At 69.0% G+C, this 19306-nt stretch carries 30 protein-coding genes; 2 read left to right on the forward strand and 28 right to left on the reverse strand.

All coding sequences use genetic code 11. The features are described from left to right. Window positions 1-21: 21 nt before the first annotated feature. On the forward strand, window positions 22-570 hold the full coding sequence (locus ABZS40_RS17755; RefSeq protein ID WP_354944318.1) for a hypothetical protein: 549 nt from the start codon (window positions 22-24) through the stop codon (window positions 568-570). Window positions 571-633: 63 nt separating this feature from the next. Here ABZS40_RS17755 and ABZS40_RS17760 read toward each other — a convergent pair whose 3' ends face one another. Genes ABZS40_RS17760 through ABZS40_RS17770 form a run of 3 tightly spaced genes read right to left on the reverse strand, consistent with a single transcriptional unit; the run spans window position 634 to window position 3958 of the window. Continuing rightward, window positions 634-1596 carry an aldo/keto reductase gene (locus ABZS40_RS17760; RefSeq protein ID WP_354944319.1) on the reverse strand — a complete coding sequence of 321 codons (963 nt, stop codon included), beginning with the start codon at window positions 1594-1596 and terminating at the stop codon, window positions 634-636. A 36-nt stretch (window positions 1597-1632) separates the two neighbouring features. Continuing rightward, window positions 1633-3312, reverse strand: a complete 1680-nt coding sequence (locus tag ABZS40_RS17765) for an ATP-binding cassette domain-containing protein (protein ID WP_354944320.1) — start codon at window positions 3310-3312, stop codon at window positions 1633-1635. Window positions 3313-3352: 40 nt separating this feature from the next. Next, complete coding sequence (locus ABZS40_RS17770; RefSeq protein WP_354944321.1) at window positions 3353-3958, reverse strand: methyltransferase; 606 nt, start codon at window positions 3956-3958, stop codon at window positions 3353-3355. Between the two features lie 102 nt (window positions 3959-4060). Here ABZS40_RS17770 and ABZS40_RS17775 point away from each other — a divergent pair, with 102 nt between their 5' ends. Then, on the forward strand, window positions 4061-5170 hold the full coding sequence (locus ABZS40_RS17775; protein WP_354944322.1) for a hypothetical protein: 1110 nt from the start codon (window positions 4061-4063) through the stop codon (window positions 5168-5170). 12 nt (window positions 5171-5182) lie between these two features. Here ABZS40_RS17775 and truA read toward each other — a convergent pair whose 3' ends face one another. The 25 genes from truA to rplP form a co-directional block, all read right to left on the reverse strand. Continuing rightward, window positions 5183-6013 (reverse strand): tRNA pseudouridine(38-40) synthase TruA, encoded by an 831-nt coding sequence (gene truA, locus ABZS40_RS17780; protein WP_354944323.1) that lies wholly within the window; start codon window positions 6011-6013, stop codon window positions 5183-5185. A 68-nt stretch (window positions 6014-6081) separates the two neighbouring features. Beyond that, a complete protein-coding gene (gene rplQ, locus ABZS40_RS17785) occupies window positions 6082-6639 on the reverse strand; it encodes a 50S ribosomal protein L17 (protein ID WP_053653920.1) in 558 nt (185 codons plus the stop codon). 34 nt (window positions 6640-6673) lie between these two features. Then, the gene (locus ABZS40_RS17790) at window positions 6674-7696 is read right to left on the reverse strand and encodes a DNA-directed RNA polymerase subunit alpha (protein ID WP_007465227.1); all 1023 of its coding nucleotides are present in this window, start codon (window positions 7694-7696) and stop codon (window positions 6674-6676) included. 98 nt (window positions 7697-7794) lie between these two features. Beyond that, on the reverse strand, window positions 7795-8421 hold the full coding sequence (gene rpsD / locus ABZS40_RS17795; protein ID WP_354944324.1) for a 30S ribosomal protein S4: 627 nt from the start codon (window positions 8419-8421) through the stop codon (window positions 7795-7797). A gap of 13 nt (window positions 8422-8434) precedes the next feature. Continuing rightward, on the reverse strand, window positions 8435-8842 hold the full coding sequence (rpsK, locus tag ABZS40_RS17800; RefSeq protein ID WP_354944325.1) for a 30S ribosomal protein S11: 408 nt from the start codon (window positions 8840-8842) through the stop codon (window positions 8435-8437). Between the two features lie 87 nt (window positions 8843-8929). Beyond that, the gene (rpsM, locus tag ABZS40_RS17805; protein WP_184178702.1) at window positions 8930-9310 is read right to left on the reverse strand and encodes a 30S ribosomal protein S13; all 381 of its coding nucleotides are present in this window, start codon (window positions 9308-9310) and stop codon (window positions 8930-8932) included. A gap of 266 nt (window positions 9311-9576) precedes the next feature. After that, window positions 9577-9690, reverse strand: a complete 114-nt coding sequence (gene rpmJ / locus ABZS40_RS17810) for a 50S ribosomal protein L36 (RefSeq protein WP_088952025.1) — start codon at window positions 9688-9690, stop codon at window positions 9577-9579. A 90-nt stretch (window positions 9691-9780) separates the two neighbouring features. After that, window positions 9781-10002, reverse strand: a complete 222-nt coding sequence (infA, locus tag ABZS40_RS17815; protein ID WP_007073013.1) for a translation initiation factor IF-1 — start codon at window positions 10000-10002, stop codon at window positions 9781-9783. Between the two features lie 293 nt (window positions 10003-10295). Then, a complete protein-coding gene (locus tag ABZS40_RS17820; RefSeq protein WP_354944344.1) occupies window positions 10296-10808 on the reverse strand; it encodes a DUF1707 domain-containing protein in 513 nt (170 codons plus the stop codon). 125 nt (window positions 10809-10933) lie between these two features. After that, a complete protein-coding gene (map, locus tag ABZS40_RS17825) occupies window positions 10934-11785 on the reverse strand; it encodes a type I methionyl aminopeptidase (RefSeq protein ID WP_354944326.1) in 852 nt (283 codons plus the stop codon). A gap of 87 nt (window positions 11786-11872) precedes the next feature. Then, a complete protein-coding gene (locus tag ABZS40_RS17830) occupies window positions 11873-12526 on the reverse strand; it encodes an adenylate kinase (protein WP_088950228.1) in 654 nt (217 codons plus the stop codon). Then, window positions 12527-13855, reverse strand: coding sequence for a preprotein translocase subunit SecY (secY, locus tag ABZS40_RS17835; RefSeq protein ID WP_354944327.1), 1329 nt, complete (start codon window positions 13853-13855; stop codon window positions 12527-12529). A 232-nt stretch (window positions 13856-14087) separates the two neighbouring features. Next, window positions 14088-14531, reverse strand: coding sequence for a 50S ribosomal protein L15 (rplO, locus tag ABZS40_RS17840; protein ID WP_088950230.1), 444 nt, complete (start codon window positions 14529-14531; stop codon window positions 14088-14090). After that, window positions 14531-14713: a 50S ribosomal protein L30 gene (rpmD, locus tag ABZS40_RS17845; RefSeq protein WP_007465262.1), complete on the reverse strand. Its 183-nt coding sequence runs from the start codon at window positions 14711-14713 to the stop codon at window positions 14531-14533. Before rpmD ends, rplO begins: the two co-directional genes overlap by 1 nt. Next, window positions 14713-15327: a 30S ribosomal protein S5 gene (rpsE, locus tag ABZS40_RS17850; RefSeq protein WP_074314587.1), complete on the reverse strand. Its 615-nt coding sequence runs from the start codon at window positions 15325-15327 to the stop codon at window positions 14713-14715. The genes rpmD and rpsE overlap by 1 nt, the downstream gene beginning before the upstream one ends. A 33-nt stretch (window positions 15328-15360) precedes the next feature. Continuing rightward, window positions 15361-15750, reverse strand: a complete 390-nt coding sequence (gene rplR / locus ABZS40_RS17855) for a 50S ribosomal protein L18 (protein ID WP_354944328.1) — start codon at window positions 15748-15750, stop codon at window positions 15361-15363. Continuing rightward, window positions 15747-16289, reverse strand: a complete 543-nt coding sequence (gene rplF, locus ABZS40_RS17860) for a 50S ribosomal protein L6 (RefSeq protein ID WP_354944329.1) — start codon at window positions 16287-16289, stop codon at window positions 15747-15749. The genes rplR and rplF overlap by 4 nt, the downstream gene beginning before the upstream one ends. Before the next feature lie 16 nt (window positions 16290-16305). Then, entirely contained in the window at window positions 16306-16713 is a 408-nt protein-coding gene (gene rpsH, locus ABZS40_RS17865) for a 30S ribosomal protein S8 (RefSeq protein WP_124816396.1), read from the reverse strand. 116 nt (window positions 16714-16829) lie between these two features. Then, on the reverse strand, window positions 16830-17015 hold the full coding sequence (locus tag ABZS40_RS17870; RefSeq protein ID WP_272613587.1) for a type Z 30S ribosomal protein S14: 186 nt from the start codon (window positions 17013-17015) through the stop codon (window positions 16830-16832). Between the two features lies 1 nt (window position 17016). Beyond that, a complete protein-coding gene (gene rplE / locus ABZS40_RS17875; RefSeq protein ID WP_354944330.1) occupies window positions 17017-17583 on the reverse strand; it encodes a 50S ribosomal protein L5 in 567 nt (188 codons plus the stop codon). Then, window positions 17583-17903: a 50S ribosomal protein L24 gene (gene rplX / locus ABZS40_RS17880; protein ID WP_203120238.1), complete on the reverse strand. Its 321-nt coding sequence runs from the start codon at window positions 17901-17903 to the stop codon at window positions 17583-17585. The genes rplE and rplX overlap by 1 nt, the downstream gene beginning before the upstream one ends. Further along, window positions 17900-18268: a 50S ribosomal protein L14 gene (gene rplN / locus ABZS40_RS17885; protein WP_023358185.1), complete on the reverse strand. Its 369-nt coding sequence runs from the start codon at window positions 18266-18268 to the stop codon at window positions 17900-17902. Before rplN ends, rplX begins: the two co-directional genes overlap by 4 nt. 101 nt (window positions 18269-18369) lie before the next feature. Continuing rightward, complete coding sequence (gene rpsQ, locus ABZS40_RS17890) at window positions 18370-18648, reverse strand: 30S ribosomal protein S17 (RefSeq protein ID WP_354944331.1); 279 nt, start codon at window positions 18646-18648, stop codon at window positions 18370-18372. Further along, window positions 18645-18881 (reverse strand): 50S ribosomal protein L29, encoded by a 237-nt coding sequence (gene rpmC / locus ABZS40_RS17895; protein ID WP_007465283.1) that lies wholly within the window; start codon window positions 18879-18881, stop codon window positions 18645-18647. Before rpmC ends, rpsQ begins: the two co-directional genes overlap by 4 nt. Then, window positions 18881-19306, reverse strand: a complete 426-nt coding sequence (rplP, locus tag ABZS40_RS17900) for a 50S ribosomal protein L16 (protein WP_354944332.1) — start codon at window positions 19304-19306, stop codon at window positions 18881-18883. Before rplP ends, rpmC begins: the two co-directional genes overlap by 1 nt.

Here is a 19306-nt window from a genome sequence, read left to right on the forward strand (position 1 = left end):
CATCGGTAGGGAGGGATGTCCGTGACGGGTATCCGCAAGGTGTTGGCCGCCGTCTCCGTCGGACTGGCCCTGACCCTGTCCGCGGTCGCACCGGCGGCGGCGCAGGCCGCTCAGGCCGCCCCGGCGGCGCAGGCCGACAAGCTCAAACTCACTGTTGCCGGCGACGGGGCTCAGGGCGTCACCATCCAGGCCACCCACGCCGATGGTCGCCGGCTGGAGCAGGTGGTGCGGCTGGTCCTCACCGCCACCGGCCCGGACGGGCAACGGGTCGGGCCGGTGCAGCTCGAACCGCAGCCCGAGGGGCACGGTTTCTACAGCAGCGGCCCGGTGCTCTCCACCGGCACGTGGAAGGTGTCGGTGGACTCCCCCGCTCCGCTCCAGAGCAAGGCGACCGCCACGGTGCAGGCGAAGGCGGCGCAGTCACCGCCGGCGCCCGCGCCGGTCGCGGTGACCAAGCCGGTCGACGGCGGGGCGGGCACCGGTTGGTGGCCGTTCGCGGCGGCCGGTCTCGTGCTCGTCGCCGCCGCGATGGGGGTGGCCATGCTCTTCGGCCGCCGCCGCACCGACTGACCACACAGCATCCAACGACCGGGCCGGGCCGCGACGAGCGGCCCGGCCCGGTGCCGTCTGAGCTCAGAGGACGGCGCGCAGCGCCGCCAGATCGTCGTCGCTGGGCTCCCAGACGCCGGCGGCGGCGTTGGCACGCACCTGCTCGGGCGTGGTGGCACCGGCGATCACCGAGGTCACCGCCGGCTGGGCGGCCAGCCCGCCGATCGCGACCTGGAGCATCGTCAGACCCCGCTCGGCCGCGTACGCCTCGATGGCCTCGATGGTGTCCCAGTCGGCAGCGGCGAGCCGCTCCGCGTACCGGCCACCGCCGGAGAGCCGGCTGCCGGCCGGCGGCTGAGCCTCGCGCTTGTACTTGCCGGTGAGCAGACCGTTGGCGAGCGGGAAGAACGGCAGCATGCCGAGGCCGAACCGCTCACACGCCGGGATCACCTCGGCCTCCACCGAGCGCTCCACCAGGCTGTAGTGGTTCTGCGCGCTGATGAAGCGGGACCGACCGTTTGACGAGGCGACCCAGTCCGCGTCGGCGATCTGCCAGCCGGCGAAGTTGGAGTTGCCCAGGTAGCGAACCTTGCCGTCGCGGACCAGGTCGTCCAGGGCCGCGAGGGTCTCGTCGATCGGGGTGCCCGGGTCGGGCTCGTGCATCTGGTACAGGTCGATGTGGTCGGTGCCGAGCCGACGCAGCGACGCCTCCACGGCGCGGGCGATGTAGCGCCGCGCACCCCGCGCGCCGTGGTCCGGCCCGTTGAGGCCGAACATGTCCATGCCGAACTTGGTGGCCACCACCACGTCGTCCCGGCGACCCTTGAGCGCCTGCCCGAGCAGCTCCTCGGAGCTGCCCTGCGGCTCGCCGTAGATGTCGGCGGTGTCGAAGAGGGTGATCCCGGCGTCCAGGGCGGCGTCCACCACCGCGCGGGTGCCGTCGAGGTCGAGCTTCCTGCCGAAGTTGTTGCAGCCGATGCCGACCACGGACACCACGAGCCCGGAGTCGCCCAGCCGGCGATAGGTCATCTCAGTCACGAGATCCACCCTATGCCGGCCGGACGCACCGCCGCCGGGGACCGCTCACCCGACGTCCCAGACCGGTTCCGGGGTCTCCACCACCTCGCTGTCGCCCCGGAACAGCACGAACCGGTCGAAGGAGCGGGTGAACCAACGGTCGTGGGTGACAGCGATCACCGTGCCCGCGAAGGCGTTCAGGCCCGCTTCGAGTGCTTCCGCGCTGGCCAGGTCGAGGTTGTCGGTGGGCTCGTCGAGCAGCAGCAGGGTCGCCCCGGACAGCTCCAGCAGCAGCACCAGGAACCGGGCCTGCTGCCCGCCGGAGAGAGTGCCGAAGCGCTGGTCGCCCTGCGCCGCCAGCTCGTAGCGGCTGAGCACACCCATCGCCGCGTGCCGGTCCATCCCGGTGCGGTGCTCGTCACCCCGCCAGAGGATCTCGACGAGCGTCTTCGACACCAGCTCCGGCCGGTCGTGGGTCTGGGAGAAGTGCCCGGGACGGACCCGGGCGCCGAGGCGGGCCGTGCCGTCGTGCGCCACCGGAGTCAGCGCGCCCGCGCCGTCGACCGGCCCGTTCGCCGGGTCCGGGTCGGTGCCGCCGCGGGCCAGCAGCCGCAGGAAGTGCGACTTGCCGGTGCCGTTGGCACCGAGCACCGCCACCCGGTCGCCGTACCAGATCTCCAGGTCGAAGGGGAATGTCAGGCCGTCGAGTTCCAGCTGCTCGCAGACGACCGCGCGCTTGCCGGTCCGCCCGCCGCTGAGCCGCATCCGGATGTCCTGGTCCTTCGGCGGTACGGGCGGCGGCCCGGCCTCCTCGAACTTGCGCAACCGGGTCTGCGCGGCCTGGTACCGCGAGGCCAACCCGTCGTTGTACGCGGCCTTCTGCTTGTACATCAGCACCAGCTCGCGCAGCTTCTGGTGCTCCTCGTCCCAGCGCCGACGCAGCTCGTCGAGGCGGGCGTGCCGCGCCACCCGAGCCTCGTGCCAGCTGGCGAAGCCGCCCGGGTGCACCCAGGCACTGCCACCCTCGACGGCGACCACCCGGTCGGCGCTCTGGGCCAGCAGCTCGCGGTCGTGCGAGACGTAGAGCACCGACTTCGTCGACTCGCGCAGTCGCGCCTCCAGCCAACGTTTGCCGGGCACGTCCAGGAAGTTGTCCGGTTCGTCGAGCAGCAGCACCTCGTCCGGGCCGCGCAGCAGCAACTCCAGGGCGAAGCGCTTCTGCTGGCCGCCGGAGAGGGTACACACCGGGCGGTCCCGGACGGCGTCCCACGGTTGGCCGAGCACGATGGTCGCGACGGTGTCGAAGAGCACCTCGGCGTCGTACCCGCCGGCCTCGCCCCAGGCGCCGAGCGCATCGGCGTACGCCAGCTGGGCCTTGCCCGCGGCGTTGCTGAACTTGCCGTGGGCCTCGGCCGCCCGCATGGCCGCCTCGGTCTCGCCGAGCCGCCGGCCGGCGTCGCGCAGCGCCGGTGGGGCCAGCGACAACGCCAGGTCGGCGGCTGTCGACTCGTCGCCGATCATGCCGATGAACTGGCGCATCACGCCCAGCCCACCGGCACGCGCGACGACGCCGCTGCGCACCGGCAGGTCGCCGGCGACCATCCTCAGCAGCGTCGTCTTTCCCGCACCGTTCGGCCCGACCAGGGCGACCTTGCTGCCCTCCCCGACCCGGAACGACACGTCGGCGAAGAGTTCCCGACCGTCGGGCAGGATGTGCCCGACCGCTGCCACGTCCACGTATCCCACGCCGGGATCCTGCCCCAGTGAGGGTCGGGGGCATATCCAATTACCGGGTGACGCGCAGCACCCGGAAGCCCTTCTGGCTGGCGTACCGCTCGACCTGCCAGCTCTGCTCGGTGAGCCAGCGTTGCAGCGAGTCGCCGCCGAGGTGCCGGGCGACGACCAACCAGCCGACGCCGTCCGGGGCGAGTCGGGGCAGCCAGCGCAGCAGCAGGTCGTGCAGCCCGTCCTTGCCGATCCGGATGGGCGGGTTCGACCAGAGCTGGGCGAAGCGGATGCCGTCCGGGACGTCGTCCGGCGCGCTGACCCGGACCCGGTCCGCGGCGCCGATCCGGGCCGCGTTGGCGGCGGTCAGCTCGCGGGCCCGGGCGTTGACGTCGACGGCCCAGATGGTGCTGGTGGGCGCGAGGTCGGCCAGCACGCAGCTGATCGGTCCGAACCCACAGCCGAGGTCGAGCAGGTCGCCGGTGGTGTCCGCGGCGGGCAGCTCCGCCTTGCGCAGCAGCACCGCGGTGCCCGGGTCGAGCCGGCTGGCGGAGAAGACCCCGCCGGCCGAGGTGAGCCGGTAGTCGCGGTCGGCGACGGAGAACTCGACCTCGCGCGCCGGGGCGTCGCTGGTGGGCTGAGCGGTGAAGTAATGGTCGCCGGTCACCAGGCAATTCTCGCACCGGTCCGGGGCGGACCTGACGCGGCCCACACGCACATTTCCCCGATATTACCCCCTAAAGGGACAATGGCTCCTACTCTGGGCGACATGGTGTATCGGTACCAGTCCGATGAGGACGCTTTCGAGGAGTACCCGGAGCCCGGGTCCGACCTGTCGGTGCTCGGCGCCGGTCCGCCCCCGCCGGCCGGGCCCTCTCCGTCGCGCTTCCCCACGCCGTCGCTGCCCCGGCCGAACCAGCTCTCGCTGCCCTCGTCGCAGCCCGCGCAGGCTCGTGCCGATGTGTCGCCGCCCAGGCCGGTCGCCCGCACCGATGCGCCGCAGCAACTACCGACTCGTGCCGACATCCCGCCCGCCCCGCCGCGCAGCCAGATCTACACCTCGTCGACGCCGGTGGAGCCGCCCAGCCGGCGCGGCGGCGGCCGACTGTGGCAGGTGCTGATCGGCGGCGCAGCCGTCCTGGTGCTGCTCGCCCTCTGCGGCCTCGGCGCCGCCGCGCTGCTCGCCAACCGCAACGAGCAGCCGCAGAGCAACCCGACGTACCAGCCGAACGCCGCCCCGACGTCGGCACCGGCGGAACGGCTGGCCCTCGACTCCCGGGACACCGACCAGGCCCCGCTCACCGCCAAGGAACTCTTCCCCGGCAAGGAGCTGAAGCTCACCGACGGCCAGCCGAGCTACCAGGTGCTCAAGACACAGTCCAGTGGCAGTTGCGCCGTCGCCGCCACCGACGAGGTCGCCGACCTGCTGGTCCGGCTCGGCTGCAACCAGGTCGTCCGGGCCACGCTGAGCACGCCCGACGGCAGCCACCTGGTCACCGCCGGTTTGTTCAACCTCACCGACAAGGTCAGCGCGGAACGAGCCCGAGACCGCCTGCGGCAACTGCTCGACGAGCGGCAGGGCCGTTTCCGTGGCCTCACCGCCGACGAGGGCGACGGCACCGATGTCCTGGCCAGCGCCCCGGCACGCGTCGGCTGGCAGGTCCGTGGCCACTATCTGGCGTACGCGCTGGTGGTCCGCAAGGACGGGGCGGCGGTCAAGGCGGGTGACGCCAAGGTCCGCGAGATCCTCTTCGACATGATCGAGCTGCACCTCAGCCGGGGCGTGCTGCAGAGCCGGGCCGACGGTGGCACCGCCGCGCAACCGACGGCGGCACCGACCGGCAGCAGCGCCAACCAGGGCGATCTGCCGGGCAACTGACCCCGCGGACGGTCAGCCCTCGACCGGAACCCGCAGCCGGCGGGTGAGGGTGGCGCGGTGGGCGTACTCGGCCGGATCCGCCGGGTAGCCGACGGCGACCAGGGTCAGCCCACGCGCGGGGGCCACTGTCACCTCGCTGGACCGCTCCCGCTGGGTGAGCAGAGTTCCCGGCCACTCCACCGGGCGGCGGCCGTCCCCGGCCACCAGCATGGCACCCACCAGGCTGCGCACCATCGCCTGGCAGAACGCGTCGGCCTGCACTGTGGCGACCAGGATGCCGTCCGGGTCGCGACGCCAGTCCAGCCGGGTCACCTCGCGCAGCGTGGTCGCGTGCTCCTTGCGCCGGCAGTACGCGGCGAAGTCGTGCTCCCCCACCAGCCCGCTCGCGGCGGCGTTCAGCGCGGCCAGGTCCAACGGTTTCGGCCAGGCCAGCACCTCGTGACGGCGCAGCGGCTCGGCACCGAAGGGCGCGTCGGTGACCCGGTACTCGTAGCGCCGGAAGGTGGCCGAGAACCGGGCGTCGAAGTCGGCCGCCACCTCGGTCATCGCCCGTACCCGCACGTCGGTGGGGAGCAGCCGGGCCAGCCGACGCAGCAGTCGTCCCTCGTGCTGCCGCCACACGTCCACGGGCAGGTCCACGTGGCACACCTGCCCCGTGGCGTGCACGCCCGCGTCGGTACGCCCGGCCACCGTCAGCCCGGTGGCCGTACCGGCGCCGAGGACCAGGTCCAGGGTCTCGACGAGCACCCCCGCGACGGTGCGCCTGGTCGGCTGGGCTGCCCAGCCGGAGAAGTCGGTGCCGTCGTACGAGACGTCCAGCCGCAGCCGGATCCGCTCGTCCACCTCGTACCTCCTGTTACGGGTCGGGCCCGACACCCCCGATGGGGTGCCGGGCCCGACAACGCCCTTGATCAGGCCTTGTTCTCGGTGGCCTCGTCGCTGTCCTCGCGGGCGGCGTCGGTGTCACCGGACGCCGACACCGGCGCCTCGGAGTCCTGGTCGGCCGGAGCCGACTTCGGGGCCTCGTCGGCCGGGGCGAGCGCCTCGACCTTGTCCTGCTGCGCGGCCTTGCGGGCGGCGGTCTTCTTGTTCACCTTCGGCTCGGCGACCTGAAGCTCCTCCACCAGCTCGATGATGGCCATCGGCGCGTTGTCACCCTTGCGCGGACCGGTCTTCACGATCCGGGTGTAACCGCCGGGGCGGTTGGAGTACCGGGGCGCGATCTGGTCGAACAGGGCGTAGACCACGTCCTTGTCCTTGACGACACCCAGCACCCGACGCCGCGAGGCGAGGTCACCGCGCTTGGCCTTGGTGATGAGCTGCTCGGCCAGCGGGCGCAGCCGCCGGGCCTTCGTCTCGGTGGTCTGGATCTTCCCGTGCTGGAACAGCGCGGTCGCCAGGTTGGCCAGCATCAGCCGCTCGTGCGAGGGGCTGCCGCCGAGGCGGGGGCCCTTGGTGGGCGTGGGCATTTTTGGTGCTCCTCAGTTGTGGCGGCAGCGCGGACTAGAGCTGCTCGGTCTCGCGGTAGTCGTCGGTGTCGTAGTCGGCCTCGCCGAAGGTGTCCACGACGTGCGCCGGGTCGAAGTTCGGAGCCGAGTCCTTCAGCCCGAGACCCATCCCGGCGAGCTTCATCTTGACCTCGTCGATCGACTTCTGACCGAAGTTGCGAATGTCGAGGAGGTCGGCCTCGGTACGCCCGATGAGCTCACCAACGGAGTTGATGCCCTCGCGCTTGAGGCAGTTGTAGGAGCGGACGGTGAGGTCCAGCTCCTCGATCGGCAGAGCGAGGTCCGCCGCCAGCTGGGCGTCCTGCGGGGACGGTCCGATGTCGATGCCCTCGGCGGTCTCGTCCAGCTCCCGGGCGAGCCCGAACAGCTCCACCAGCGTCGAACCGGCGGAGGCCAGCGCGGTACGCGGACCCATCGACGGCTTGGTCTCGACATCGATGATCAGCCGGTCGAAGTCGGTGCGCTGCTCGACACGGGTCGCCTCGACGCGGTAGGTCACCTTCAGCACCGGCGAGTAGATCGAGTCGACCGGGATCCGGCCGATCTCGGCGCCGGACTGCTTGTTCTGCGCCGCCGTCACGTAGCCCCGGCCCCGCTCGACGGTCAGCTCCATGTCGAGCCGGCCCTTGCCGTTCAGGGTGGCGAGCTTGAGATCCGGGTTGTGCACCGAGACGCCGGCCGGGGGCTGGATGTCGCCCGCGGTCACGTCGCCCGGGCCCTGCTTACGCAGGTACATGCTGACCGGCTCGTCGTGCTCGGAGCTGACGCACAGCTCCTTGATGTTCATGACGAGCTCGACCACGTCCTCCTTGACACCGGGGATCGTGGTGAACTCGTGCAGCACACCGTCGATCTTGATCGAGGTCACGGCCGCGCCCGGGATCGACGACAGCAGCGTACGCCGCAGCGAGTTACCCAGGGTGTAGCCGAAGCCCGGCTCCAGCGGCTCGATGGCGAACCGGGACCGGGTCTCGTTGATCGACTCCTCGGAGAGGGAGGGTCGCTGGCTGATGAGCATCTTTTCTCTTCTCTTCCGGGGCGCCCGCTATTTGACGCCCACGACACAAACTGTTCCGGTGGCCCGCCCCGAAGGGCGGGCCACCGAACGAGCTCGGACTACTTGGAGTAGAGCTCGACGATCAACTGCTCCTGGACCTGCGTGTCGATGACCTGCCGGGCCGGGAGGGAGTGCACGAGCACCTTCATCTGGCTCGGGATGGCCTCAAGCCACGCCGGAACCGTCTTCGAGCCGGCCTGAGCCTGCGCGACGACGAACGGGGTGAGCTCCTTGCTCTTGCCCCGAACCTCGATGATGTCGTGCTCCTTGACGCGGTACGACGGGATGTCGACCTTCTTGCCGTTCACAGTGAAGTGACCGTGCTTGACCAACTGGCGGGCCATGTCCCGCGAGTGGGCGTAGGCGGCCCGGTAAACGACGTTGTCCAGCCGCGACTCGAGGATCTGCAGGAGGACCTCACCGGTCTTGGCCTGCTTGCCAACGGCTTCCTCGTAGTAACCGCGGAACTGCTTCTCCAGCACGCCGTAAACCCGACGGGCCTTCTGCTTCTCACGGAGCTGGAGCAGGTACTCCGTCTCCTTGGTGCGGCCGCGGCCGTGCTGCCCGGGCGGGAACGGCCGGGACTCGAACGGGCACTTCGGACCATCGCACTTGCTGCCCTTGAGGAACAGCTTCATCTTCTCCCGCCGGCAACGGCGGCAGTCTGCACCGGTGTAACGAGCCATCTCTCTCTACCTCTCAGACCCGGCGACGCTTCGGCGGACGGCACCCGTTGTGCGGCTGCGGGGTGACGTCGGCGATCTGGCCGACCTCGAGGCCCACGGCCTGCAGCGAACGGATGGCGGTTTCCCGGCCGGAGCCGGGGCCCTTGACGAACACGTCGACCTTGCGCATGCCGTGCTCCATGGCGCGACGCGCGGCAGCCTCGGCGGCCAGCTGCGCAGCGAACGGAGTCGACTTGCGGGAGCCCTTGAAGCCGACCTGGCCAGCGGAGGCCCAAGCGATGACCGCACCGGTCGGGTCCGTGATGGACACGATGGTGTTGTTGAACGTGCTCTTGATGTGCGCCTGCCCGTGGGCGACGTTCTTGCGTTCCTTGCGCCGGACCTTCTTTACAGCGGCTCCGGCACGAGCCTTCGGTGGCATAAGTCTGTGCGCTCCTAGTTGACTTTCCGGATTGGGTTGCGGCCTGGCCCACCTTGGCGGCGGCCGCCCCCGTCATCCGGTTAAGAACTACTTCTTGCCGGGCTTCTTCTTGCCGGCGACGGTCCGCTTCGGGCCCTTGCGGGTCCGGGCGTTGGTCTTGGTCCGCTGGCCACGCACGGGCAGGCCCCGGCGGTGCCGGATGCCGGCGTAGCAGCCGATCTCAACCTTGCGGCGGATGTCAGCGGCGACCTCGCGGCGCAGGTCGCCTTCAACCTTGTAGTTGCCCTCGATGTGGTCGCGGAGCTGCACGAGCTCCTCGTCCGTGAGGTCCCGAGCGCGCTTGTCCGGCGAGATGCCGGTAGCGGCGAGTGTCTCCAGGGCGCGGGTGCGACCGACCCCGAAGATGTAGGTGAGCGCGATCTCCATCCGCTTTTCGCGGGGGAGATCCACGCCGGCTAGACGTGCCATGTGCGGGCGTACTCCTCGTGGTGTGTGGCGGAGGTGTGGACCCGTCCCACCCCGCTACCGGCCGTCCCGTCTTTCCGACGCGGTGAGCGCCGGCGACCGGGATCGGTCGCTGCCCGAGCGGGCCCCGGCCTCCGACCGGGGGTCAGCCACGCAGAGGTACGACTGGCGTACCGCTCGTGGCTGGGACGAGCATGTGTGATGTGTGTGTCGCTGAGGATCTGCCTGGACCAACGCCACCCGGCCGTGCTCCGGCCGGACGGGCTGAGTCAGCCCTGGCGCTGCTTGTGGCGCGGGTCGCTGCAGATGACCATGACCCGGCCGTGCCGGCGGATAACCCGGCACTTCTGGCAGATCCTCTTGACGCTCGGCTTGACCTTCACGGTTGCCTTACTTCCCATCTGGCCCGGCTACGCGCTCTACGCGACACCGGACGTCGAAGACGGACACGGACTTCCCGGCCGTCGTCAGGACTACTTGTAGCGGTAGACGATGCGCCCGCGGGTCAGGTCGTACGGCGAAAGTTCGACGACGACCCGGTCCTCCGGAAGGATGCGGATGTAGTGCTGCCGCATCTTGCCGCTGATGTGAGCCAACACCTTGTGGCCGTTCGCGAGCTCCACCCGGAACATGGCGTTCGGCAGAGGCTCGATGACCCGACCCTCGATCTCAATGGCTCCGTCTTTTTTCGGCATGTCCTCCGCTGTCCTGACGTCGATTGCTCCGGGCGGCCCACAACGTCTTACACGGAAATCTGATCAGAATCAGAAGCCCGCGCCAGCCGCGGCTCCAGCTCCCACCGAAGCGCAGGGTGGGCATGCCGGAGTGGACGCTGTGCGCCGATCTGAAAGTGTACGCCGGCCCGCGGTCCCCCGCCAAACCGACCACCCACCAACCCGCGCGCCGCCCCATCCGGCCCCACCCCCAGCCCCGTTGATCATGAAATTGTTGTCACGACACGCCGGAGCCGGCGGCAACAACTTCATGATCAATGGGACGGGTGGGGGTTGGGGGGGCAGGGGGTTGGGGATTGGTTGTCCGGCTCTTTCCCGGCCAACCCGGTGACCGTGCGGACCATCAGCACCGCACCCCACGGCCCCGCCACCCAGGCCGGCCAGAAGTAGAGCAGGTCCTGGGTGAGCAACGACGTCACCGCCCAGATGGTCACCACGATGGCGATCACCCGCAGGTACGGGAACCACACCTCAGCCAACCAGCGGGCGGTGACGCCCCCGGTGGGGGCCGGACCAAGCTGGTCGCCCAACTGGCTCACCATCGACCCGGCGGCCGGCGCCAGGCCCGACCGCTGCGCTGGGGTCACCGGCGGCAGGTCGGTGAGCAGGGCCTCAAGGTCGGCGTACGTGCGTGCCGCGTAGGCCCGCTGCAACCGCTCGTCGTACTCGTGCAGATCCAGTCGACCCTCGTCGAGGGCGACCCGCAACCTGTCGGCCACCGCCGCACGGTCCGAGTCCGCGGCTCGCATCCCGTCGCGCCCGTCCATGCCGGCAAGCATGCCACCGTCGCGCCACTCCCGCCCGACCCCGGACCATCGGTCGATCATGAAGTTGTTGCCCGCCTCGCCGGCGTGTCAGGGCAATAACTTCATGATCGACGGGGGGCCTGGGGTCAGGGGGTTTTTGTGGCTGCGGGTTGGCGGGCGGTCACCAGGTCGCCCAGACGGGCGCGGCCACCGTCGAACGCGGTGAGCACCCAGACGCCGTCCGGCAGCAGCGCCATCGAGTGCTCGACGTGCGCGGCCACCGACCCGTCCCGGGTGACGACCGTCCACCCGTCGGCCAACTCGACGGTACGCGGGGACGCCATGGTGATCATCGGCTCGATGGCCAGGGCCATTCCGGGAACCAGCCGCGGACCCTTGCCCGGCCGGCCGTGGTTGAGCACGTGCGGGTCCTGGTGCATCTCGGTGCCGATGCCGTGCCCGCCGTAGCCGTCGACGATGCCGTACCGGCCGCCCTTGCGGACAGCGGTCTCCACCGCGTGCGAGATGTCGGTCAGTCGACCCCTGCCGCTGGCCGCGCCCCGCGCCGCGGCGGCGATGCCGGCCCACATCGCGTCCTCGGCGACCTCGGCCATCTTCAGCAGCGCCGGGTCGACGTCACCGACCCCGACCGTGATCGCGGAGTCGCCGTGCCAGCCGTCCAGCACCGCGCCGCAGTCGATGGAGATCAGGTCACCGGCTTGGAGCACCTGCTTCGGCGACGGGATGGCGTGCACGATCTGCTCGTTGACCGAGGAGCAGATCGACGCCGGGAAACCGTGGTAGCCCTTGAACGACGGAACGCCACCCGCCTCGCGGATGGTCGACTCGGCGATCGCGTCCAGATCGGCGGTGCTCACACCGGGGGCGACAGCCTCCCGCATCCGGCGCAGCGCCTCGGCCACCACCAGCCCGGCGGCCCGCATTTTCTCGATCTGGTCAGGGGTCTTCAGCTGGATGTCCAGCTGGGGACGACGCATGGAGCGGTTACCTTTCGTTGCCGAACAGCGGGGCACATAACGCGTACCCCGCTGTTCGCACTCTATCCGCCGTGGCCCGGCCGGACCTCAGCCGCCGTACGACCGCAACGCGTCGATGGCCCGGGTGGTGACGTCCTCCACCGGCCCGGTGGCGTCGATCCCGACGAGCTTGCCCTGGGCGCCGTAGTAGTCGACCAGGGGTGCGGTCTTCTCGCTGTACTCACGAAGCCGCGTGGCGATCGTCTCCGGCTTGTCGTCGTCGCGCTGGAACAGCTCGGCGCCGCACCGGTCACAGATGCCGGGCCGGGTGGTGGCGTCGAACTCGACGTGCCAGATCTTGCCGCAGCCCCGGCAGGTACGCCTGCCGGAGAGCCGCCGGATCACCTCGTCGTCGTCGACGACCAGCTCCAGGACCAGATCCAGGGCGGTGCCCAGATCGGCCAGGAGCTTGTCCAGAGCGGCCGCCTGCGGAGTCGTCCGCGGGAAGCCGTCGAGCAGGAAACCCTCGCTGGCGTCGGGCTCGGCCAGCCGGTCCCGGACCATGTTGATGGTGACCTCGTCCGGAACCAGCTCGCCCGCGTCCATGTACCGCTTCGCCTCGACACCGAGCGGCGTGCCCTGGGTGACGTTCGACCGGAAGATGTCTCCGGTCGAAATCTTCGGCACCGAGAGGTGCGCGGCGATGAACTCGGCCTGCGTGCCCTTGCCCGCGCCCGGCGGGCCAACCAGAACGAGTCTCATCTACCGCAGGAACCCTTCGTAGTTCCGCTGCATGAGTTGGCTCTCGATCTGCTTCACGGTCTCCAGACCGACGCCGACCATGATGAGCACAGCGGTGCCGCCGAACGGGAAGTTCTGGTACTGCTGGTTGTCCAGCCAGATGAAGAAGAAGTTCGGCAGGATCGAGATGACGCCGAGGTAGAGCGCGCCCGGCAGGGTGATCCGGCTGAGGATGAAGTCCAGGTAGTCGGCGGTCGGCTTGCCCGGGCGGATGCCCGGCACGAATCCGCCGTACTTCTTCATGTTGTCCGCGACCTCGGTCGGGTTGAACGTGATCGAGACGTAGAAGTACGTGAAGAAGATGATCAGCAGGAAGTAGACCGCGATGTAGATCGGGCTGCTCGGGTTGACCAGGTTGTTCTGGATCCACGACTGGGTCTTGCCCGGGTCGGTCTGGTCGAAGAACTGCAGCGCCAACTGCGGCAGGTAGAGCAGCGACGAGCCAAAGATGACCGGGATCACACCCGCCTGGTTGACCTTGAGCGGGATGTAGGTCGAGGTTCCGCCGTACATCCGCCGGCCGATCATCCGCTTGGCGTACTGCACCGGGATCCGGCGCTGCGCCTGCTCGATGAAGGTGACAGCGGTGATGACCACCAGGACCAGCGCGATGACCAGGGCGAACATGTCCCAGCCCTTGCTGGTCTTGATCTGCCAGCCCTCGCTGGGCAGCCGCGCCGCGATCGAGGTGAAGATCAGGACGGACATGCCGTTGCCGACGCCGCGGTCGGTGATCAGCTCGCCGAGCCACATGACCATGCCGGTGCCGGCGGTCATCGTCATCACCAGGATGGCCAGGGTCAGCCAGTCCGGGATGCCGGTGCCGGTGGGGATGATCGGGAACTGGTCGCACTTGTTCTGGAACAGCTGGCCCGAGCGGGCCAGAGCCACGAACGCCGAAGCCTGCAGCACACCGAGACCGAGGGTCAGGTAGCGGGTGTACTGGGTGATCTTCGCCTGACCGGCCTGGCCCTCCTTGCGGAGCTGCTCCAAGCGGGGGATCACGACGGTCAGCAGCTGCAGGATGATCGACGCGGTGATGTAGGGCATGATGCCCAGCGCGAAGACCGAGAGCTGTAGCAGCGCTCCGCCGGAGAAGAGGTTGAGAAGGTTCACCACCCCGGTGGTGTCACCCTGGATGAGGTCGAGGCACTTCTGCACGTTGCCGTACGAGACGCCCGGGCTGGGGAGCGTTGCACCCAGCCGGTAGACCGCGATGATGCCTACTGTGAACAGCAGCTTCTTGCGCAGGTCAGGCGTACGGAACGCACTGAGAAAGGCGGACAGCAACTTCTTCCTCCTGCGCGAGGCGGGCCGCCGGTGATCCCTGGCGGGTCGGGTTGGATCACGGGCGAGCGCCCGCAATCCATGGCTGGGATGGGACTCTAACAGCCTCACCCCGGTCCGGGCAGATGCGCCCGACTACATAAATCGATTCCGATGTTACCGGGCGCTCAGGCCCCAGGCAGACCACGGCGCCCGCCAGTTGCTCTCAACTGGACGGGCGCCATGGTCGTACGCCTTACAGCTCGGTGGCGGAGCCACCGGCGGCAGCGATCTTCTCCTTGGCCGACGCACTGAACGCGTGCGCGGACACCTGGAGCGCCACACCGCCGAGATCCCCGGTGCCGAGGACCTTGACCGGGTGACCCTTGCGGACCGCGCCGGACTCAACGAGCTCCAGCGGGCCGACCTGACCACCATTCGGGAACAGCTCAGCGAGTCGGTCCAGGTTGACCACCTGGAAGACCACCTTGAACTTGTTCTTGAAGCCCTTCATCTTCGGCAGGCGCATGTGGATGGGCATCTGCCCACCCTCGAACGCCGCCGAGATGTTCTTGCGGGCCTTGGAACCCTTGGTACCGCGACCAGCGGTCTTGCCCTTGGAACCCTCACCGCGACCCACACGGGTCTTCGCGGTCTTGGAACCGGGCGCCGGGCGCAGGTGATGCACCTTGATCGTCATTACTCGACCTCCTCGACCTTCACGAGGTGGCTCACAGTGAAGATCATGCCGCGGATCTCGGGCCGGTCCTCCTTGACCACCACGTCGTTGATCCGCTTGAGACCGAGCGAACGCAGCGACTCACGCTGGTTGTGCTTGGTCCCGATACCGGACCGGAGCTGGGTGACCTTCAGGCGTGCCATCAGTGCGCCACCCCCGCACGCGACGCCAGCATGGCGGCCGGCGCGACGTCCTCCACCGGCAGACCACGACGCGCCGCGACCTGCTCGGGGGACTCAAGCCCCTTCAGGGCCGCCACGGTGGCGTGCACGATGTTGATCGGGTTCGACGAGCCGAGGCTCTTGGAGAGCACGTCGTGGATCCCAGCGCACTCCAGCACGGCACGCACCGGTCCACCGGCGATGACACCCGTACCGGCCGAGGCCGGCTTGAGCAGCACCACACCAGCGGCGTCCTCACCCGTCACCGGGTGCGGGATCGACTGACCGATCCGCGGAACCTTGAAGAAGTGCTTCTTGGCCTCCTCGACACCCTTGGCGATGGCCGCGGGCACCTCCTTGGCCTTTCCGTAGCCCACGCCGACCGTGCCGTCGCCGTCGCCCACGATCACCAGGGCGGTGAAGCTGAAGCGACGACCACCCTTCACGACCTTGGCGACGCGGTTGATCGCGACGACCCGCTCAAGGTGCGGGGTCTTCTCGACGGGCGCGTTTCCGCGGCCGCCCTCACGGCGGTTGTCGCGGCGACCACCCTCGTTGCCACCGGACCCGCCGCCACGGCGCTGTTGACCTGGCATCAGCAGCCTTCCTTCTCTCTCGTGACGGGGTTGTTAGAACTCGAGCCCGGCTTCGCGGGCGGCGTCGGCAAGCGCGGCGACTCGCCCCGCGTACCGGTTGCCGCCGCGGTCGAAGACGACCTTGGAGACGCCGGCGGCCTTGGCCCGCTCGGCGAGCAGCGCGCCCACCTTGCCAGCCAGGGCGCTCTTGTCGCCCTCCGCACCGCGCAGCGAGGCGTCCAGGGTCGACGCCGACGCCAGGGTGTGACCCTTGGTGTCGTCGACGATCTGGGCGACCATGTGCCGCAGCGAGCGGGTGACGACCAGGCGCGGACGCTCGGTCGTACCGCTGACGTTCTTGCGGACGCGGAAGTGTCGACGCGCACGCCCAACGGCGCGCTTGGCGGCGACACCGCGGCGGCGCTTGAGCAGCGTGGCGCTCACTTCTTACCTGCCTTTCCAGCCTTGCGGCGGATGACCTCGCCCTGGTACTTGACGCCCTTGCCCTTGTAGGGCTCCGGCGGGCGGATCTTCCGGATGTTGGCGGCGACCTCACCGACCTGCTGCTTGTCGATGCCAGCCACGTGGAACAGGGTCGGCCGCTCCACCGTGAAGGTGATGCCCGCCGGGGCAGGGACGACCACCGGGTGCGAGAACCCGAGCGCGAACTCGAGGTCCGAACCCTTGGCGGTGACCCGGTAACCGGTGCCGGCGATCTCCAGGCTCTTGCGGTAGCCCTCGGTGACCCCGACGATCATGTTGGCAACCAGCGTACGGCTCAGGCCGTGGAGTTCCTTGGCCTTGCGCTCGTCGTTCGGCCGGTTGACGCTCAGCTGCCCATCCTCGGCCCGCTCGATCGTGATCGGCTCGGCGAGGGTGTGCTGGAGCTGGCCCTTGGGGCCCTTGACCTTGACGGTCTGCCCGTCGATGTTGATGTCGACGCCGGCTGGTACCGGGATCGACTTACGTCCAATTCGCGACATTTCTACCTGTCTCCCGTTACCAGACGAAGGCGAGGACTTCCCCGCCAACACTCCGCTTGCGGGCCTGCCGGTCGGTCAGCAGCCCCTGGGACGTCGAAATGATCGCCACGCCCAGCCCACCGAGCACCCGGGGGAGCCCGTCCGACTTGGCGTACACCCGGAGACCGGGCTTGGACACGCGCTTGATGCCGGCCAGGCTCCGCTCGCGGCTCTGGCCGTACTTCAGCTCGACGACCAGTCGCTTGCCGACGGCACCCTCCTCGGGCTCCTCGACCGACCAGGTGGAGATGTAACCCTCGGCCTTCAGGACCTCGGCGATGTTCGCCTTGATCTTGGAGTAGGGCATCTTCACCTGGTCGTGGTACGCCTGGTTGGCGTTACGCAGACGCGTGAGCATGTCTGCGATCGGGTCGGTCATCGTCATGGATTTCGTCAGCCTTTCTCGCCGGGGTTCCCGGAGCATCAGCTCCGGGCCTACGGCGAAGAGCAATACCTAATCGGTGCAGGAGTTCCCGGCCGACGGCCGGGACGCGGTCGCCCTTACCAGGAAGCCTTGGACACACCCGGCAGCTCGCCGCGGTGGGCCATCTCCCGGATGCAGATCCGGCAGAGCCCGAACTTGCGGTAGACCGCCTTCGGACGCCCGCACCGCTGGCACCGGGTGTAGGCGCGAACCGAGAACTTCGGCTTCGCGGCCGCCTTGATGATCAGCGCCTTCTTGGCCATCTCAGTTCTCCTTGAACGGGAAGCCCAGGAGCTTGAGCAGCGCCCGTCCCTCGTCGTCGGTCGTGGCGGTCGTGACCACCGTGATGTCCATGCCCCGCTGGCGATCGATCCGGTCCTGGTCGATCTCGTGGAACACCGACTGCTCGGTCAGACCGAACGTGTAGTTGCCGTGCCCGTCGAGCTTGCGCCCGTCCAGACCGCGGAAGTCGCGGATACGCGGCAACGAAATGGACAGCAGCCGGTCCAGGAACTCCCACATCCGGTCGCCGCGAAGGGTGACCTTCGCGCCGATCGGCATGCCCTCGCGGAGCTTGAACTGCGCGATGGACTTGGTCGCCCGCCGCACCTGCGGCTTCTGGCCGGTGATCGTGGCGAGGTCGCGGACCGCACCGTCGATCAGCTTGGCGTCGCGAGCAGCCTCGCCGACACCCATGTTGACGACGATCTTGACCAGCCGCGGCACCTGCATGGGGTTGCCGTAGCTGTGCTGCTCGCGCAGCTGGGCCACGATCTCGTTGCGGTACCGCTCCTTGAGGCGCGGCAGGGTCTTTTCGGTAGCCGTGGTCATCACAGGTCCTTACCGGTGCTACGCGCGATGCGGACCTTCTGGCCGTTGTCGTCGATCCGGTAACCGACGCGGGTCGGCTTGCCGTCGGAGTCCAGGACCTGCACGTTCGAGACGTGGATCGGGGCCTCCTGGGTGACGATGCCGCCGGTCTTGGCGCCACGCTGGGTGGTGCTGATACGGGTGTGCTTCTTGACCCGGTTCACGCCCTCAACCAGGACCTTGTCCTGCCGCGGGTAGGCCTGAATGACCTTGCCCTTGGCACCCTTGTCCTTGCCGGCGATGATGACGACCGTGTCGCCCTTCTTGACCTTCACGGTCACAACACCTCCGGCGCGAGGGAAATGATCTTCATGAACCGCTTGTCCCGCAGCTCCCGGCCCACCGGGCCGAAGATACGGGTTCCACGCGGGTCCCCGCCGTCCTTGATGATGACGGCGGCGTTCTCGTCGAAGCGGATGTACGAGCCGTCCGGACGTCGCCTCTCCTTGGCGGTGCGAACGATGACCGCCTTGACGACATCGCCCTTCTTCACACCGGCACCCGGGATCGCGTCCTTGACGGTGGCCACGATGACGTCGCCGATACTCGCGTAGCGCCGACCCGAGCCACCGAGAACCCGGATGCACAGGATCTCCCGAGCACCCGTGTTGTCGGCGACGCGCAGTCGCGACTCCTGCTGAATCACGTCTATCTCCTATGTCTGCCGGTTCTCCGGCCGCCGTAGCGGCCGGCCGGAGCCTGGCGGAACCTACGCCCGACGCAACGCCGGGCGAGATCGAGCCTTCGCTACTTGGCCTTTTCCTGGATCTCCACGATCCGCCAACGCTTCGTGGCGCTCAGCGGCCGGGTCTCCATGATCAGGACCCGGTCGCCGATGCCGGCGGCGTTCTGCTCGTCGTGCACCTTCAGCTTGCGGGTACGGCGCATGATCTTGCCGTACAGCGCGTGCCGAACCCGGTCCTCGACCTCGACCACGATGGTCTTGTCCATCTTGTCGCTGACCACAAGGCCCTCACGGACCTTACGGCGCGAGCGCGTGGCGTCAGTGGTGGTGTTCTCGGTCATGATGCAGTCACCTCAGTCGGCGCGGCCGAGAGCCCCAGCTCACGCTCGCGCATGATCGTGTAGATCCGGGCGATCTCCCGACGGATGACCTGCAACCGCCGGTTGTTGTCCAGCTGCCCGGTTGCGGCCTGCACGCGGAGGTTGAACAGCTCCGCCTTGGCCTCCCGCAGCTTCGTGACCAGCTCCTCTTCGGAGAGCTCACGCAGCTCGGTCGCCTTAACGCCCGCTGCCATCAGGATTCACCCACTTCGCGCGTAACAATGCGGCACTTCATCGGGAGCTTGTGGATCGCGCGACGCATGGCCTCACGCGCGGTCTGCTCATTGGGGAAGGACATCTCGAAGAGAACCCGCCCCGGCTTGACGTTGGCGACCCACCACTCGGGCGAACCCTTACCGGAACCCATGCGGGTCTCGGCAGGCTTCTTGGTGAGGGCCTGGTCCGGGAAGATCGTGATCCAGACCTTGCCACCACGCTTGATGTGGCGAGTCATCGCGATACGTGCCGACTCGATCTGCCGGTTCGTCACGTACGCCGGCTCGAGAGCCTGGATCCCGAACTCGCCGAACACCACCCGGTTACCACCCTTGGACGCGCCACTGCGGTTCGGGTGGTGCGGCTTGCGGAAGCCCTTCGGAGGCTTGCGCGGCATCAGCAT

The sequence above is a fragment of the Micromonospora sp. NPDC005324 genome (assembly GCF_040607155.1).
Taxonomy (GTDB): domain Bacteria; phylum Actinomycetota; class Actinomycetes; order Mycobacteriales; family Micromonosporaceae; genus Micromonospora; species Micromonospora trifolii.

What these genes read in the sequence shown, in the direction of transcription:
- ABZS40_RS17775 (WP_354944322.1), top strand. Translation starts at nt 4,061, where the DNA reads ATGGTGTATCGGTACCAGTCCGATGAGGACGCTTTCGAGGAGTACCCG.
- rplQ (WP_053653920.1), bottom strand. Translation starts at nt 6,639, where the DNA reads ATGCCCACGCCCACCAAGGGCCCCCGCCTCGGCGGCAGCCCCTCGCAC.
- ABZS40_RS17790 (WP_007465227.1), bottom strand. Translation starts at nt 7,696, where the DNA reads ATGCTCATCAGCCAGCGACCCTCCCTCTCCGAGGAGTCGATCAACGAG.
- rpsD (WP_354944324.1), bottom strand. Translation starts at nt 8,421, where the DNA reads ATGGCTCGTTACACCGGTGCAGACTGCCGCCGTTGCCGGCGGGAGAAG.
- rpsK (WP_354944325.1), bottom strand. Translation starts at nt 8,842, where the DNA reads ATGCCACCGAAGGCTCGTGCCGGAGCCGCTGTAAAGAAGGTCCGGCGC.
- rpsM (WP_184178702.1), bottom strand. Translation starts at nt 9,310, where the DNA reads ATGGCACGTCTAGCCGGCGTGGATCTCCCCCGCGAAAAGCGGATGGAG.
- infA (WP_007073013.1), bottom strand. Translation starts at nt 10,002, where the DNA reads ATGCCGAAAAAAGACGGAGCCATTGAGATCGAGGGTCGGGTCATCGAG.
- ABZS40_RS17820 (WP_354944344.1), bottom strand. Translation starts at nt 10,808, where the DNA reads ATGGACGGGCGCGACGGGATGCGAGCCGCGGACTCGGACCGTGCGGCG.
- map (WP_354944326.1), bottom strand. Translation starts at nt 11,785, where the DNA reads ATGCGTCGTCCCCAGCTGGACATCCAGCTGAAGACCCCTGACCAGATC.
- ABZS40_RS17830 (WP_088950228.1), bottom strand. Translation starts at nt 12,526, where the DNA reads ATGAGACTCGTTCTGGTTGGCCCGCCGGGCGCGGGCAAGGGCACGCAG.
- rplO (WP_088950230.1), bottom strand. Translation starts at nt 14,531, where the DNA reads ATGACGATCAAGGTGCATCACCTGCGCCCGGCGCCCGGTTCCAAGACC.
- rpmD (WP_007465262.1), bottom strand. Translation starts at nt 14,713, where the DNA reads ATGGCACGCCTGAAGGTCACCCAGCTCCGGTCCGGTATCGGGACCAAG.
- rpsE (WP_074314587.1), bottom strand. Translation starts at nt 15,327, where the DNA reads ATGCCAGGTCAACAGCGCCGTGGCGGCGGGTCCGGTGGCAACGAGGGT.
- rplF (WP_354944329.1), bottom strand. Translation starts at nt 16,289, where the DNA reads ATGTCGCGAATTGGACGTAAGTCGATCCCGGTACCAGCCGGCGTCGAC.
- rpsH (WP_124816396.1), bottom strand. Translation starts at nt 16,713, where the DNA reads ATGACGATGACCGACCCGATCGCAGACATGCTCACGCGTCTGCGTAAC.
- ABZS40_RS17870 (WP_272613587.1), bottom strand. Translation starts at nt 17,015, where the DNA reads ATGGCCAAGAAGGCGCTGATCATCAAGGCGGCCGCGAAGCCGAAGTTC.
- rplE (WP_354944330.1), bottom strand. Translation starts at nt 17,583, where the DNA reads ATGACCACGGCTACCGAAAAGACCCTGCCGCGCCTCAAGGAGCGGTAC.
- rpsQ (WP_354944331.1), bottom strand. Translation starts at nt 18,648, where the DNA reads ATGACCGAGAACACCACCACTGACGCCACGCGCTCGCGCCGTAAGGTC.
- rpmC (WP_007465283.1), bottom strand. Translation starts at nt 18,881, where the DNA reads ATGGCAGCGGGCGTTAAGGCGACCGAGCTGCGTGAGCTCTCCGAAGAG.
- rplP (WP_354944332.1), bottom strand. Translation starts at nt 19,306, where the DNA reads ATGCTGATGCCGCGCAAGCCTCCGAAGGGCTTCCGCAAGCCGCACCAC.